The 13,814-nt window shown below is 36.3% G+C and carries 16 protein-coding genes; 13 read left to right on the forward strand and 3 right to left on the reverse strand.

Features of this window, described 5'->3' with window-relative positions; translation table 11 throughout:
* The first annotated feature begins 10 nt into the window (after positions 1-10).
* The 10 genes from cyoE (at position 11) to AC1DDK_RS14480 (ending at position 6,185) form a co-directional block, all read left to right on the forward strand.
* Complete coding sequence (gene cyoE / locus AC1DDK_RS14435; protein ID WP_048907755.1) at positions 11-889, forward strand: heme o synthase; 879 nt, start codon at positions 11-13, stop codon at positions 887-889.
* 6 nt (positions 890-895) lie between these two features.
* Positions 896-1,486, forward strand: a complete 591-nt coding sequence (locus tag AC1DDK_RS14440; RefSeq protein WP_172661716.1) for a cytochrome c oxidase subunit 3 — start codon at positions 896-898, stop codon at positions 1,484-1,486.
* 30 nt (positions 1,487-1,516) lie between these two features.
* Positions 1,517-2,224, forward strand: coding sequence for a cytochrome c oxidase subunit 3 (locus AC1DDK_RS14445; RefSeq protein WP_099440523.1), 708 nt, complete (start codon positions 1,517-1,519; stop codon positions 2,222-2,224).
* A 20-nt stretch (positions 2,225-2,244) separates the two neighbouring features.
* Complete coding sequence (locus tag AC1DDK_RS14450) at positions 2,245-2,604, forward strand: cytochrome C oxidase subunit IV family protein (RefSeq protein WP_172661715.1); 360 nt, start codon at positions 2,245-2,247, stop codon at positions 2,602-2,604.
* Complete coding sequence (locus AC1DDK_RS14455) at positions 2,604-3,311, forward strand: SCO family protein (RefSeq protein ID WP_477612050.1); 708 nt, start codon at positions 2,604-2,606, stop codon at positions 3,309-3,311. The genes AC1DDK_RS14450 and AC1DDK_RS14455 overlap by 1 nt, the downstream gene beginning before the upstream one ends.
* A 21-nt stretch (positions 3,312-3,332) precedes the next feature.
* Positions 3,333-3,905, forward strand: a complete 573-nt coding sequence (locus AC1DDK_RS14460) for a DUF420 domain-containing protein (RefSeq protein WP_172661712.1) — start codon at positions 3,333-3,335, stop codon at positions 3,903-3,905.
* A gap of 56 nt (positions 3,906-3,961) precedes the next feature.
* Complete coding sequence (locus AC1DDK_RS14465) at positions 3,962-4,216, forward strand: hypothetical protein (protein ID WP_172661711.1); 255 nt, start codon at positions 3,962-3,964, stop codon at positions 4,214-4,216.
* Positions 4,200-4,598, forward strand: a complete 399-nt coding sequence (locus AC1DDK_RS14470) for a DUF983 domain-containing protein (RefSeq protein WP_172661710.1) — start codon at positions 4,200-4,202, stop codon at positions 4,596-4,598. Before AC1DDK_RS14465 ends, AC1DDK_RS14470 begins: the two co-directional genes overlap by 17 nt.
* Complete coding sequence (locus AC1DDK_RS14475; protein ID WP_288883619.1) at positions 4,595-5,257, forward strand: DUF2461 domain-containing protein; 663 nt, start codon at positions 4,595-4,597, stop codon at positions 5,255-5,257. The genes AC1DDK_RS14470 and AC1DDK_RS14475 overlap by 4 nt, the downstream gene beginning before the upstream one ends.
* 85 nt (positions 5,258-5,342) lie before the next feature.
* Positions 5,343-6,185 (forward strand): OmpA/MotB family protein, encoded by an 843-nt coding sequence (locus AC1DDK_RS14480; protein ID WP_172661708.1) that lies wholly within the window; start codon positions 5,343-5,345, stop codon positions 6,183-6,185.
* 317 nt (positions 6,186-6,502) lie between these two features.
* On the opposite strand, the gene rfbC is transcribed toward AC1DDK_RS14480, so the two are convergent.
* From rfbC to AC1DDK_RS14495, 3 genes are read right to left on the reverse strand one after another with little or no spacing between them, the layout of a single operon-like run.
* Positions 6,503-7,057, reverse strand: coding sequence for a dTDP-4-dehydrorhamnose 3,5-epimerase (rfbC, locus tag AC1DDK_RS14485; protein WP_172661707.1), 555 nt, complete (start codon positions 7,055-7,057; stop codon positions 6,503-6,505).
* 8 nt (positions 7,058-7,065) lie between these two features.
* Entirely contained in the window at positions 7,066-7,368 is a 303-nt protein-coding gene (locus AC1DDK_RS14490) for a DUF4286 family protein (RefSeq protein ID WP_172661706.1), read from the reverse strand.
* A gap of 15 nt (positions 7,369-7,383) precedes the next feature.
* Positions 7,384-9,192: a tetratricopeptide repeat protein gene (locus tag AC1DDK_RS14495; protein WP_288883616.1), complete on the reverse strand. Its 1,809-nt coding sequence runs from the start codon at positions 9,190-9,192 to the stop codon at positions 7,384-7,386.
* 315 nt (positions 9,193-9,507) lie between these two features.
* On the opposite strand from AC1DDK_RS14495, the gene AC1DDK_RS14500 reads away from it, so the two are divergent.
* From AC1DDK_RS14500 to AC1DDK_RS14510, 3 genes are read left to right on the forward strand one after another with little or no spacing between them, the layout of a single operon-like run.
* Complete coding sequence (locus AC1DDK_RS14500; protein ID WP_172661704.1) at positions 9,508-11,400, forward strand: S9 family peptidase; 1,893 nt, start codon at positions 9,508-9,510, stop codon at positions 11,398-11,400.
* A 10-nt stretch (positions 11,401-11,410) separates the two neighbouring features.
* Positions 11,411-13,078 (forward strand): sensor histidine kinase, encoded by a 1,668-nt coding sequence (locus AC1DDK_RS14505; protein ID WP_288883614.1) that lies wholly within the window; start codon positions 11,411-11,413, stop codon positions 13,076-13,078.
* A gap of 43 nt (positions 13,079-13,121) precedes the next feature.
* Entirely contained in the window at positions 13,122-13,811 is a 690-nt protein-coding gene (locus AC1DDK_RS14510) for a response regulator transcription factor (RefSeq protein WP_172661702.1), read from the forward strand.
* Positions 13,812-13,814 lie beyond the last annotated feature (3 nt).

A 13,814-nucleotide genomic window follows, 5' to 3' on the forward strand; every position in this document is an offset into this window, starting at 1 on the left:
AATATATAATTTGAAACAGTTTTTAACAGATTTTTCTAAGCTCATTAAATTCAGACTTACCTTTCTGGTAGTGTTTTCTGCATCAGTTACCTTTTTAATTGGGTCGCAGGTAGAAATCGCTGGAGTGGTTCCTGGAATAGACTGGACCAAATGGCTTATTTTAATAGCTGGGGGCTTCCTGGTTACCTCTGCAGCCAATTGTTTCAATGAGGTAATAGAGGTTGATCTGGACAAGTTAATGACCAGAACCAAGGACCGTCCAATGCCTGCCGGACATATGACCACTGGCCAGGGTTTGGTATCGGGGTTAGTAATGGGAATGCTTGGCACGTGGTTATTAGGGAAATTAAATATCGAAACAGGATTGTTATCCGTATTCTCGATATTTTTATATGCTTTTGCTTACACCCCTTTAAAGCGCAAATCACCTATCGCAGTATTTGTTGGGGCCATTCCGGGAGCTTTGCCCCCACTAATTGGTTACGTGGCAGCTCACGGAAAGATAGATGAAATTGCAGTAATACTTTTCCTTGTACAGTTTGTATGGCAGTTTCCTCATTTCTGGTCTATCGCATGGGTACTTGATGATGATTACAAGAAGGCCGGATTTAGATTGTTGCCTACTACTAAAAGAGATAAGGCAAGTGCATTTATAACATTTATCAGCACCTTAATATTAATTCCGGTTAGCTTGTTGCCAACATTCTATGGATTTGGTGGCTATTATATAGCTGGAGTGTCACTAATTGCGGGATTGGTGTTTGCATGGCTGGCATTTAAAATGTGGGTTAATATGGATTTGGCAAGTGCAAGGAAGGTAATGTTTTGTTCCTTCTTCTATCTTCCATTAGTGCAGGTGATTTTATTTTTTGATTTTATAGCTAAATAATTTAAGATGGTACACACATTAAATAAAGAGGATATGAAGTCTGCAGCACCTATAGATACTAAACCTAAGAAGTTTGTTATCTGGTTGTTTGTGGTTTCCTCAACTATTATGTTTGGAGGTTGGACAAGTTATTACATTGTTTTTGCAGCCTCAAAAGGTAAAGGCCACGGTTTGGTACTGCCTGATGTTTTCATGTATAGTACAGCTGCATTAGTAGGTAGCAGTATCTGTTTATTCCTGGCATCAAGAGCGCTAAGGAACGGGCAGATTCAAAAGCAGAGATTGTTCTTGTGGTTTACTATTGCCCTTGGATTAGTATTTGGTTACCTGCAGGTAGAAGCATGGTCGAGCTTATACCATAGCGGAGCAGCAATGGTAAATAATAATGCTGCTATTTCTGTTATTTATGTGGTTTCTGGTTTCCACTTACTGCACATTTTTGCAGGTTTATGTATTGTATTGAATGCCCTAATTGGGGCTTATAAAGAAATGCCGATAGAAACACGCAAGTACCGGATGGAAATTGCTTCTATATTTTGGCATTTTATAGATATATTATGGATATATCTGTATGTTTTTTTACTTTTGAACAGTTAGATTTTTTAACAAACTATTACTATTTACAAAATGAGTTCATTATCACAATTAGATCAGGTAAAAACTACTCCATGGAGTGGGGGCCGCTCGCCGTGGTCAGTAGAGTACGGCAAAATAATGATGTGGTTTTTTCTGGTTTCTGATGCATTCACATTTTCGTCATTATTGATCTATTACGGAGCGCAGCGCTTCAGTAAATTTACATGGCCAGATCCGGATTTGGTTTTCCAATCTATTCCAGGCATAACCGATAGTGGTGCTCCACTTGTATTTGTGGGTATTATGACGTTTATTTTGATCATGAGCTCGGTAACTATGGTACTTGCGGTAGAGGCTGGTCACAGACGCTCTAAGAAGGAAGTAGTGTGGTGGATGATTGCTACTATTATAGGTGGTTTAATGTTCCTGGGTTGTCAGGCTGCAGAATGGACACATTTGTTCCATGAAGGGTTTGGCTGGGGAAAGATTCCAACCATGGAAACGCTACATCATTTGTTTACCGGTGAGGTATCTACAGTATCTGCACTTCAGTTCTCAAATCTATTCTTTACAATAACAGGATTCCACGGATTCCACGTATTTAGCGGAGTGATCATTAACATCATCATCTTATGCATGACTATTAATGGTACTTTTGAAAAACGCGGACATTACTTAATGGTTGAAAAAGTTGGTTTATACTGGCACTTTGTAGACCTTGTCTGGGTATTCGTGTTTACATTCTTCTATTTAGTTTAATCTTTCTCAATTAAAATATTATGTCAGAAATACATACAGACCACTCTCACGACGAGCATGCACATGGTGAACATGCTGGGTTAGATAAAAAGAAAATTTGGCAGGTATTTGGTATCCTGCTTGCAATCACGGTAATTGAGTTTATTATTGCTTTGGTTCTTATACCAGGTGGCCACATGCCTCAGCATATAGGTAACTTCGTTTACATTGCCTTAACTTTATTAAAAGCATTCTATATCGTTGCGTACTTTATGCACCTTAAATATGAGAAGGTAGGGCTTCAGGTTTCTTTAACCGTCGTTTTTGTTTTTATCTTTTACTTTATTGTTTTGATGTTAATTGAAGGCGGCTACTTACACCTACATATGCCTTTAGTTTAATGAAGGGTACTCCAATAAAAAAAATATTAATCCTGGTCACCATATTAGCGGTACCAGGATTTTTGTATTATTTACTCCAGGAAAAAGGCAAAAACAGATACAGACCGCTTCCTATTTTTGGACATAAAGAAGTTGCTGCTACATTTCACTCGGTTAGAGGGACACAGATTCCCGATACGATTTACCATGTAGTAAATGATTTTAAGCTGATCAACCAGAATGGAGATTCTGTTAGTTTGAGTAAATATGGAAGTAACATTTTAATATTAAGTCTGTTTTATACCAAAGGAGATGCGAATGGTGCTGGAGCGACAACTAGGGCTATGAAAGGTTTTAATGAAACCTATCAGCATGATAAAGCAGTTACTTTTGTAGGAATCAGTATTGATCCTGAAACTGATAAACCAGATGTACTTGCAGGTTATGCGAAGACACTTTCTGCAAAGGCAGGCAAGTGGGATTTACTAACGGGAGATAGCACACAGTTATCGACATTGATAAAAAAAGGATTGTCCTTAGATGCCCATCAGGAAAAGATTGGCACTGAGAACAAATTTATTCATAGCAATATGCTAGTATTGCTTGATAGCCATCGTCGCATTAGAGGCTATTATGAGGCCACAAATCAGGAGGCCTTAACAAAGCTGGATGATGAAATTAAAGTGTTGCTGGCAGAGGAGTTGAGAAACTCCAGAGACGGAAGATAAGAAGTTCCAAATAGATAGAATATGAATTTTAATGATAAGTTTTTTTTAAGATTAATATGGATTGTAACAGCGGTTGTGTTACTTGTGGTTATCGCGTTAAAGTTAGTACCACCTCCAGAGCCTACACCATCTTTCATCTATCTATTTCCACATATAATAGGAGGCATTAATGCAACTTGTGCAATACTCCTTATTGTGTCTTTAATTTTTATAAAAAAGAAAAACATCCAGGCCCATAAAGTAACGAATGTTATCACATTTATCCTTTCGGCAATCTTCCTCCTTTTTTATATCGTTTTTCACCTCTATGAAAAAGATACTAAGTATGGAGATGTTGATCATAACGGGGTATTGTCGGCAATTGAATTGGCCGCAGTTGGATCAACCCGTTATATCTATTTCTTTATACTGGCTACACACATTATTCTTGCTATTGTTGTTTTACCCTTAATCCTTGTGAGCTTTTTAAGAGGATTTAATATGCAGGTGGAACGTCACAAAAAAATTGTTAGGTGGGCTTATCCGGTATGGCTGTATGTTGCTGTAACTGGGGTAATAGTATACCTAATGATATCACCTTATTACAATTTTTAGACTGGTTTCTGACTATTCTTAAAATGTGTTACAGTTTCTTTGCTTATATTTGCAACATGAAAAAGGTAGCAGTTATCTTCCTCTTTATGATCCTGATCACAGTATCATCGTCAAATAATGTGAATGCGCAATGTGCCATGTGTACTGTGAGTGCTGAACAAAGTGTAAAGAACGGTAATACTCAGGGAAAAGGTTTAAACTCAGGTATTTTGTACCTTTTGGCTATTCCTTATCTTCTAATATCAGGAATGGGCGTGTTGTGGTATATAAAATATCGCAAAAGAACTGTTAATTATGCAGAAAACGTCTAAGTTATACGCCCTCGTACACGGTAAATGCCCTCAATGCAGGAGAGGCGATATCTTTACGGGAAGTCTTTATGGCTTTAACGTACAGCACACCAATACCATTTGTGGCCATTGCGGTCAACGTTTTGAAATTGAGCCAGGTTATTTTTACGCGGCCATGTATGTGAGCTATGCTATGAATTGTGCAGAGATGATTGCATTAGGTATAGCTACTTATGTATTTTCAGGAGGTAATCTTGAGTTTGAATCTTTATGGCTTTATCTTACTGTAATCTTTACAGGATGTTTAATTTTGGCACCTTTCAATTATCGTTATTCCCGGGTGATTTTATTACATTGGCTTTCTCCAAAAATAAAGTATAACGCCTATTACGACAAGCCATGATTAAGTCAGAAACATTAGCTTTTATTAAAGACGTAGCTCAAAACAACAACCGGGAATGGTTCGCAGAAAACAAGGGTAGGTATGAAACTGCGAAAACAAATGTATTGGCATTTATTGATCAGTTGATACCCAAATTAGCAGCTGTAGACCCTGAATTTCCTATCGATACACCAGCAAAAAAATGTCTATTACGTATTTATAGGGATGTTCGTTTTAGTAAAAATAAAGATCCATATAAAAATAACTTTGGGATTTCTTTTAGTATAAATGGGAGCAATATACATGGTCCGGGATATTATCTTCATATACAGCCGGGAGAATGTTTCCTTGGCGCTGGATTTTGGATGCCTGAAGCTCCTGTTTTAAAAAGTATAAGAGAAGAGATAGATTATAATACTTCCGAATTTCTGAGCATAATTGATAACAAAAGTTTTAAAAATACTTTTACGCTAAGTCAGGAAGATACGTTAAAAAATGCCCCGAAAGGCTATGATACTGATCATCCTCAAATAGAATTTCTAAAACTTAAGAGCTTTATAGCAGTGTGTCCTTTAAGGGATGATGAATTCCTAAAACCAGGAATCGTTGATAAGTTGAAAACTGCTTTTGAAAATGTTTATCCTTTTATTCTATTTTTGAGAAACGCAGTAGCGCAATAAACTTATTGAAAAACGCGTATAGGGTTAGAGCTCTAAATGATGGGCTTGCGCGAATTTTCCTGATCACTAAATTAATAACACATTAATGAAAAAAATTAGCTTATTCTTATTCGTTGGGCTGTTTGCCAGTGCATTCAGTTCGTGCGTAGTTCTGTCTCCTAAAAAGTATAAATCATTACTAGCAACACAAGATTCATTAAAAACAGGATGGGGAGAATCGCAATTAAAGAATGAAAATCTGGAGGGTCTGATTGCAAGGTTAAAAAAAGATACTACCGGATTAAGCAGTGCATTAAACGATCTGAAGAACAAGTATTCCGAAATGGATAGCAATTATGCTAAACTAAAGAATAAGAGTTCTACGGAGATCAACAAGCTTTCGAATGATTTAAAAACACGTGAGCAACGCTTAAAAGAAGTGGAAGAGATATTACGTAAACGTGATGAGGCTACCAATCAATTAAAGGAAAAACTGCAGCAGGCACTTCTAGGATTTACTAAAAACGGTTTGACTGTGGAGATTAGAAATGGTAAAGTATATGTTTCTCTTACTGATAAATTGCTATTCCCTTCTGGAAGTATTATTATTGACGAGAAGGGAAAACAAGCTTTAAGTCAACTGGCAGATGTATTAAAGCAACAGCCCGAAATTAACATCGCTGTTGAAGGTCATACAGATTCTCAAAAAATAACTAACCTGGGACAAATTAAAGACAATTGGGATTTAAGTGTTTTGCGATCAACATCGGTGGTGCGCTACCTGACAGAAGTTAGTAAGGTTGAGAGTGTGCGTATGACAGCAACAGGGAAAGGCGAATTTCAGCCGTTGGATGCCAATACCACAGCGGAGGGCAGAAGCAAGAATCGTAGAATTGAGATCGTTCTTTCGCCTAAATTGGACGAGTTGTATGATTTGATCAAACAATAATGTCAATTATTCTGAAAACGCACAGAACGCCTAAAACGTATTATTGCGCATAAAACGCACAGAGCGCATATTACGGCACATATTTTTTTAATACAGGTAATTTTAGTCAGTCTCTCCTTGTACCTGACCCTACAAATGGTTCGGTTCAGGTTAAGTAATAACAGGTGTTACACACGGGTTACCTACCTGTATTATAGGTGTATCGGAGATCTGTACCCTTATGAAAGGTACCTAATGGATCTCCGCCACCCAGATGTCAAAGAAAGGGCTTAGCAAGCCGAACAGAACAATTACAGGGTTGATAGTAAGTCCAATCTTTAAAAAGGACTGTCGAAATCTTTGAAAGTGGGCAATATCAGGTCTTTGTCAGAGAGGATCAGATCTTCTTTTGCAATGCTACTACTCCAATCGATGTTGATATCAGCATCATTCCATATTACACCAATTTCGGAAGCCTTGTCATAGTAATTAGTTACTTTATAGGTGAAAATAGTATCATCCTCAAGAGTTAAAAAACCATGTAAAAATCCTGGTGGAACCCATAATTGTTTATGGTTATCGCCACTAAGTTCTATACTGAAATATTGGCCAAAAGTTTCAGACTGTTTTCTGATATCTACTGCTATATCTAAAACGCTGCCTTGTAGAACCCTTACTAACTTACCTTGCTCAAATGGAGCTTTTTGAGCATGAAGTCCACGTAAAGCACCTTTCTGAGAAAAAGATTGATTGTCTTGTAGAAAGGTAGCATCAATACCTGCGTCTGAAAACAACTTTGAATTGTAGCTTTCGTAAAAATATCCCCGGTTGTCTTTCCAAACCTTGGGCTCAATAACCAGAAGGTTAGCAATGGGAGTCTCTATAATATTCATAAATAGGATTAAGCGATATATTCCATCAGAGAGGTAAAGGACACCTGCTGATTTTTAAAATTTTCATTCACTTCGGCTAGTAAAGCAGGTGCAAAGTTATCCTGGTAGGCTAAGTAATTATCCATGTTTTCGGCTATATACTGCGCACAGTATGTTACACCTTCATTTGGAGAGTCAACTACTTTAAGAAGCCTATTGGATACAAATAATCCTGTTTGCATTACTTGTGGAATGTGGATCTCCTGCATCCATTGAAGCCAGCGATCTGCTGAGTTATCTTCGATAATTGTGGTTACATTGTATAATAACATGGTGCAAAGATAGAACTATGTACCAATATTATCCCCACGAAGTTTCCTAAAACGCTTACGGGCCTCTGTGGTAAACATACTACCTGGATAGTCACTAATCAGTTTCTGATATAATGCTTTAGCTTCTTCATTATTCTTCAGGTTTTTCTCATATAGGTCTGCTAATGTAAATAGCGCATCGTCGGCCCAAAGACTGGTTCCTTGTTGGTCTATAAGTTCTTTAAGGACCTTTATGGCGCTATTTATTTCATTTGTTTTGATATATATTCTGGATTTTGCCATTAATATGTCATCAGTCAAGCTATTGTTTGGGAAGGCGATTGCAATGCTGTCCAGTTTTATGAGAGCCTTTGCAGGAAGATTTCGAAACTGAAGCATCTCCGCATCAGCATACATTTTAAGTGCATTGCTGTCTACCTTAGATTGAAGATTATCGGAAATCATTAAACTCAAGTTTAATGCATCATTAGCAATTAATTGAGATGTTGATGCCTTTAAAACATCTGCCTGGGATTTTGCATAGGAGAAATTGCCCTGATAAAAAGAAAGTTTTGCTGAGCGGAAATGAGCTTCGTTTCCTACAGCTTGGTTTTCAAACTGCTTAGCCACCTGTTCGTAAATTAAAAAAGCCTCCCAGGGTTGTTGTGTCAATATATAAATATCTCCAAGATCGAGTTTCATCTGGCCTGTTTCGGCTGCAGAAAGGCCGGTGATAGTTAATGCGTCTTCTAACGTTTTTTCAGCCTTAGGTAAGTCGTTAAGATAATATGCTTGTAAGTTAGCCAGTTTCTTCATTGCAAAAACTGTTTGAGCAGTTTTTCCATACTCATCAATTATAGAACCGTATTCTGTAGCAAGATCTGTAATTGCTTTTTTATCAAATTGACCCGTGATTACCAGCTGATATTTTGCATCTATCATTTCTACCTTTGCGGGTAAAAAATATGGATTCTCCTTGCCTTTACTTACAATGTACTCAAAGGCCTTTATAGCAGTAGTATAGGCTTGATTAGCAATAAAAGTATTGGCCGTATTGAATAATATAGCTCCATCATCCTTAACTCGTTTATCCTGTGCTATTAGCTGCCTTAATGCCATTTCGTATTCTTGCTGCTGAAGATATTGCCATATTAAAAGTTTGGTATAAATCTCTGTTTGCGGTTCCTTCTGTATTTTTTTTAACAAGGCAGCTTGTAAAATAAGGTAATCGGCGTTGTCTTCAAAAATAGAAGAGAGTACACTTTCTGCCTGGAGCAATAATTCAGGCATTTGAGCGAGTGCATTAATGTACTCCTGCACAAGCATGTTCTTATCCTTTTTAAAACGATATATACTTAAAAGTTCGTAAGTGAAAATCTTTTCATTGTTAAGCATCTTTCTTCCTTGTAAGAAGGTTGATATAGCGAGATCATATGCCTGAAAGCTATAGAATATATTAGCAACCTCTCTTATCTTAAACTCATCTGCCGGCAAATTGTTCAGCGTTTCTGAGTATGCCTTATTTGCCGCATCTATTTGTCCCTTTTCCTGATAAACACGGGCAAGAGCCATTGTATAATGTAAGTTTTTTGGATTTTGTTTAATTAGTTTTTTGGCAATCTTTTCGGCCTCATCTAGTTTTTTGAGCTTAATAAGGGAGGTATACCAGAGGTCAAAATAAGTATCATTCTTAGTCGCATTGAACAATTTCTCCAGTAAAACAGAGGCTTCCTGATACTGGCCTTGCTGGTAATATTGAAAAGCCAATCCTTCATCAACGCTGCTTTGAGCTGAGCAAAGAAAGCTTGTATAAGAGAATAATAAAATCAGAATTAATTTTTTCATCAGGGATGGACTATCAATAGAGTCCCTAAAATAATGATTTGAATTCTAATTTCCCTTCTATTGGTAAAAACATAAAAGCGTATTTTAAATGTTACTCAAGGAATGTTTTCTATTATTTAATATTTATTTTCTTTGGTTATGAGGCAATTATTGATTTGACGGGTTTTAAAGATTGTTTCTAAGGAACTGATAATTCATATTAGTTAAATATTTAATTTATTTTGAGCATATTGAAATGGGGGTTTAAGGTAACAATATTGGTGTAAACTGATTTACACTGGTAGGGTTCCGTAGCTTTGTAAGCAGAAAAATGATATGGTTGTATTTAAAAAATATTTTTTTCTTTTCTTATCACTTTTTGCTTTAGCCTGTACACAAAAGGGGGGAGTGAGAGTTATGCCTATCGACGATTTTTTTAAATCGCAAAATAGGATAGGCTATAGGGTTTCACCAGATGCCAGGAACTTGTCTTATCTGAAATTAGAGGGCAAGAATCAAAATTTATATGTTGAGGATATTGAGACAGGTAAGGGGAAAAAGATAACTCAATTAAAGGAAAAGAGCATTATCTTCTATTTTTGGGTAAGTAAGGATGAGCTCATTTATTATAAAGAAACGGATCCTGCGCTTAGGCTCTCTGATATATTTATTATTAATAAGGATGGTAAGAATGAGCGGCAGCTAACGAATAACGAAAAGAGCAGAATAAAGGTTCTTGATGATCAATTGATGGACGATAAATACCTGCTTGTCTCGTCTAACAAAAGAGACTCAACAGTTTTTGATGTTTATCGTTTAAATGTTCGTAATGGGGAAATGCAAATGGCTGCAAAAAATCCGGGAAATATTACAGACTGGACCACAGATTCTGAAGGTAAACTCCGATTGGCAACAAGCAGTGATGGTGTAAATGAAACATTGTTATACAGAGAAAGCGAAAACGACGCATTTAAGCCGATAGTAACAAATAACTTTAAAAATACGTTAAGACCAATTGCTTTTGCTAAAAATAAACTAAACGTTATTTATGCTATTTCCAATGTAAACCGTGATAAAGGGGCCTTGGTTGAGCTTGATTGTAAGACCGGGAAAGAGATTAAGGTTTTGTTTGGTGACGAGACTATAAATATTACTGACGCTCAGTATTCAAGGAGAAAGCAGAAAATGTCTTTTGTTGTTTATGAAACCTGGAAAAAAGAGAAGCATTATCTGGATGATTCGGTAAAATTAATTTACAATAATCTGGATAAATTACTCCCTAAAACAGAAACAAGGATAATTGATAGGGATAAAGCAGAGACCGTTTTTATTGTAAGAACGTTTACCGATCGTAATCCAGGGTCCTACTACCTTTATTTTTCTGAAACAGGGAAAATTCGAAAATTGAGCGATTTCAATTCAGCTATTAATGAAGACGAAATGTGCGAGATGAAACCTGTCAGTTATGTTTCAAGAGATGGGATGAAAATAGAGGGATATCTAACATTACCTTTAAAAATGAAAGCCGAGAATTTGCCGGTTGTAGTGCTGCCTCACGATGGGCCAGTGGCAAGAGATATTTGGGGTTATAATCCAGAAGTGCAGTTTCTTGCAAACAGAGGGTATGCTGTTTTTCAAGTAAACTACAGAGGGTCTACTGGTTATGGTAAAGCTTTTATGGCTGCTGGTTTTAAAGAGTGGGGATGTAAAATACAACATGACATTAATGATGGCGTTAAGTGGCTGATCAGTAAAAAAATTGCCGATCCTAAAAGGATTGGAATATATGGAACTGGTTTTGGTGGATACATTGCACTTAATGGTTTATATTCTGAAAATAAGACTTATGCATGTGGTGCTTCAAATTCTGCGGTGATTAATTTATTCACTTATTTGAAATCAATACCACCATTTTTAAAACCGAAATTACAAATGTACTATGAGGTTATAGGAAATCCACTTACTGACGTAGATAAAATGCGCCAGTCTTCTCCCTTGTTTCAGGTAGATAGGATAGAGAAACCTTTGTTTATTGCTCAAAACACCAAGGATCCGAATATAAATGCTGGTGAAACCATACAGTTCGTAAAAAATCTCCAAAAGAGAAATATAAGCGTGACTTATTTGGAAAATGATGGTGATCCATTCTATAGTAAAAACGATGAGGGACGACAAAAACTATATACAGCTCTTGAATCGTTTTTAGAAGTTAACCTAAAAAAGAAGTAAATTCAACCTCATGTCTTCAGAGAAGAAAAGCGGTTATCGTAAGAATTTTCCATTAATACTCACTTTCATCATTTTGATGTTGGTGCTGTTTATGTTGTCGCTTTTATTAGCCTATAGATTTAGTACAAAGTATATAGAAAACCAATTTGTTTCTGAAAAGGTAAACGTACTTGAACAAAGCATTAGGCCATATAATGATTTCTTTCAGAAAAAACTACCTGAGGTTTCTTATTATAATGGTTATCTGGATTCGGCCACTGCATCTAACTTTGTTGACACCGTGTTGCTGGAATATCCCTTTGTATCCAAGGTAATCTTTTATGATTCTGAAGTTAAAAATACCCCGGTAACTGATGGTTTAAATATCGGAAAGTTCTCTTTTGGCCCTAAAAGTATTTATCAGTTTGGAAGCTTGGTTCCAATGGATTCGGTTAAGCTATTCTCAAGTGATAATACCCGTAATTTCATTGCAGGGGACGATTTTAATGCCTTAGCATTGAAGCTGGTATCGTATATTGAGAGTTTGGATACCACTCGCGTACCTAGCCAGGATGAACTGTTTAGTAACTTTAGTAATGTACGGTCTAACAAGATTACCTATTTGAATATACCGAGGATAGAGGATCTTAAGATGTACAAAACAATGATGAGAAAATCTTTAAATCCACAGCCGATTTATCAGCAGGACATGCTTTCTTTTCAATTGGATCCATATAAAATCAAGATCATCAACTCTAGACCTCTATTATATCAATATATTAAAATTGAACCGTTAACATATGATCCGCTTGAAACCTCTTCATTATATGTTACTACTGAGATAACCTTGCCGGGACCATTTTCAGATTTTAAGCTTTATTTTATCTCTTCTAAATCCTTTATTGATAAGGAAATCCTCAGTTATTTCCTTCCGATTGCTTTAGGTGTATTGTTGTTTTACAGTATTTTGGTATTGGTGGCATTCCTTATCTATAGAAACTTAAATATTAATCAGAAGATGTTTAAACTGCAGTACGATTTTATGAATAACCTTACTCATGAGTTTAAAACTCCGGTAAGTGTAATTAAGATTGCAGGAAACAACATTAAAAGTGCATCTAGTTTAACCGAAAGAGAATTAAAACTTTATGGAAAAATTCTTGATGAAGAGGCTGATAAGCTGAATGGTTTAATGAACAAATTACTTGCCTTTACTCAGATTGAGAATAAGGCAATACAGCTAAACTCCGAGAAAATTAATATTAATGATTTTATTGAAAGTACGGTTGAATCACATAGACTTAAACACCCCGATTTTGATTTTACTTTTGATGTAAGCGGATTCAAAACATTTGTTACCGATCCGGTATTACTGGGAAGTCTTTTTGATAACCTGGCAGAAAACGCCTATAAGTATTCGCCACAAGAGCGGAAACGGCTTCACATTTCTGCCAGACTTATTAAGGGAAGAGTAGTATTCCGGTTTGCGGATCAGGGAATAGGAATTCCTTCGTCAGAAATTAATAATATATTTAAGAAATTTTTTCGCATACAAAACCAGTACAACCAGAATGGGAGCGTTGGTCTGGGTTTGGCTTTCTGTAAGGAACTCGTTAACTTTATGAGTGGCGAGATTACGGTAAAAAGTAAAGTTGATAAAGGAACAGAGTTTAAAATTGTACTGCCATATAATGACTAGTACCATTATACGTTTGCATTTATATTCAAATAAATAAAAAATTATGTCTAAGGGAATTAAAATACTGATAGTTGAAGATGACGAGAATTTACGCTTTCTGGTTGTACATCGTTTAAAAGCCGAAGGCTATGATGTTTTGGAGGTTGGTGATGGTTTAACTGCCGAAAAAATGATAATAGATGAGCAGCCTGATATTGTTCTTTTAGATTGGATGTTACCTGGTAAACAGGGTGCCGAAGTTTGTGAAGAAGTACGAAAACAGGGGTTCGAGAATTTGATCATCATGATGACAGCTAAAGCTCAGGATGTGGATAAGATAGATGCTTATAATTTTGGAGTTTCAGATTATGTAACTAAACCATTTAATATGGATGTTCTGGTTGCAATGTTGGATAGTAAGGTTAAATATCTGCTTAATAATGACCGTTCAGAGATCCATCGTTTCGGAAATATGGAACATCACCCTAATATCCATACACTATTCAGAAACGGGAAAAAGATAGAGCTTACAATTCTTGAAAACAGGATTTTACTTTACTTTTTAAGGAATCCGAATAAGGTAATTAACCGAGATGAACTTATGTTGGTTGTTTGGGGGTACAATTCTGATGTGAATACCAGAACTCTTGATATGCACATTGTACGCTTACGTAAAAAAATAGAGCTTAATCCTGATAATCCGCAATTACTGCAAACGGTAAGAGGTGTTGGATATCGCTTTAACCCAGCGTAACTT

The sequence above is a fragment of the Pedobacter sp. 05T44 genome (assembly GCF_056395985.1).

What these genes read in the sequence shown, in the direction of transcription:
- AC1DDK_RS14440 (WP_172661716.1), top strand. Translation starts at nt 896, where the DNA reads ATGGTACACACATTAAATAAAGAGGATATGAAGTCTGCAGCACCTATA.
- AC1DDK_RS14445 (WP_099440523.1), top strand. Translation starts at nt 1,517, where the DNA reads ATGAGTTCATTATCACAATTAGATCAGGTAAAAACTACTCCATGGAGT.
- AC1DDK_RS14450 (WP_172661715.1), top strand. Translation starts at nt 2,245, where the DNA reads ATGTCAGAAATACATACAGACCACTCTCACGACGAGCATGCACATGGT.
- AC1DDK_RS14455 (WP_477612050.1), top strand. Translation starts at nt 2,604, where the DNA reads ATGAAGGGTACTCCAATAAAAAAAATATTAATCCTGGTCACCATATTA.
- AC1DDK_RS14460 (WP_172661712.1), top strand. Translation starts at nt 3,333, where the DNA reads ATGAATTTTAATGATAAGTTTTTTTTAAGATTAATATGGATTGTAACA.
- AC1DDK_RS14465 (WP_172661711.1), top strand. Translation starts at nt 3,962, where the DNA reads ATGAAAAAGGTAGCAGTTATCTTCCTCTTTATGATCCTGATCACAGTA.
- AC1DDK_RS14470 (WP_172661710.1), top strand. Translation starts at nt 4,200, where the DNA reads ATGCAGAAAACGTCTAAGTTATACGCCCTCGTACACGGTAAATGCCCT.
- AC1DDK_RS14475 (WP_288883619.1), top strand. Translation starts at nt 4,595, where the DNA reads ATGATTAAGTCAGAAACATTAGCTTTTATTAAAGACGTAGCTCAAAAC.
- AC1DDK_RS14480 (WP_172661708.1), top strand. Translation starts at nt 5,343, where the DNA reads ATGAAAAAAATTAGCTTATTCTTATTCGTTGGGCTGTTTGCCAGTGCA.
- rfbC (WP_172661707.1), bottom strand. Translation starts at nt 7,057, where the DNA reads ATGAATATTATAGAGACTCCCATTGCTAACCTTCTGGTTATTGAGCCC.
- AC1DDK_RS14490 (WP_172661706.1), bottom strand. Translation starts at nt 7,368, where the DNA reads ATGTTATTATACAATGTAACCACAATTATCGAAGATAACTCAGCAGAT.
- AC1DDK_RS14495 (WP_288883616.1), bottom strand. Translation starts at nt 9,192, where the DNA reads ATGAAAAAATTAATTCTGATTTTATTATTCTCTTATACAAGCTTTCTT.
- AC1DDK_RS14500 (WP_172661704.1), top strand. Translation starts at nt 9,508, where the DNA reads ATGGTTGTATTTAAAAAATATTTTTTTCTTTTCTTATCACTTTTTGCT.
- AC1DDK_RS14505 (WP_288883614.1), top strand. Translation starts at nt 11,411, where the DNA reads ATGTCTTCAGAGAAGAAAAGCGGTTATCGTAAGAATTTTCCATTAATA.
- AC1DDK_RS14510 (WP_172661702.1), top strand. Translation starts at nt 13,122, where the DNA reads ATGTCTAAGGGAATTAAAATACTGATAGTTGAAGATGACGAGAATTTA.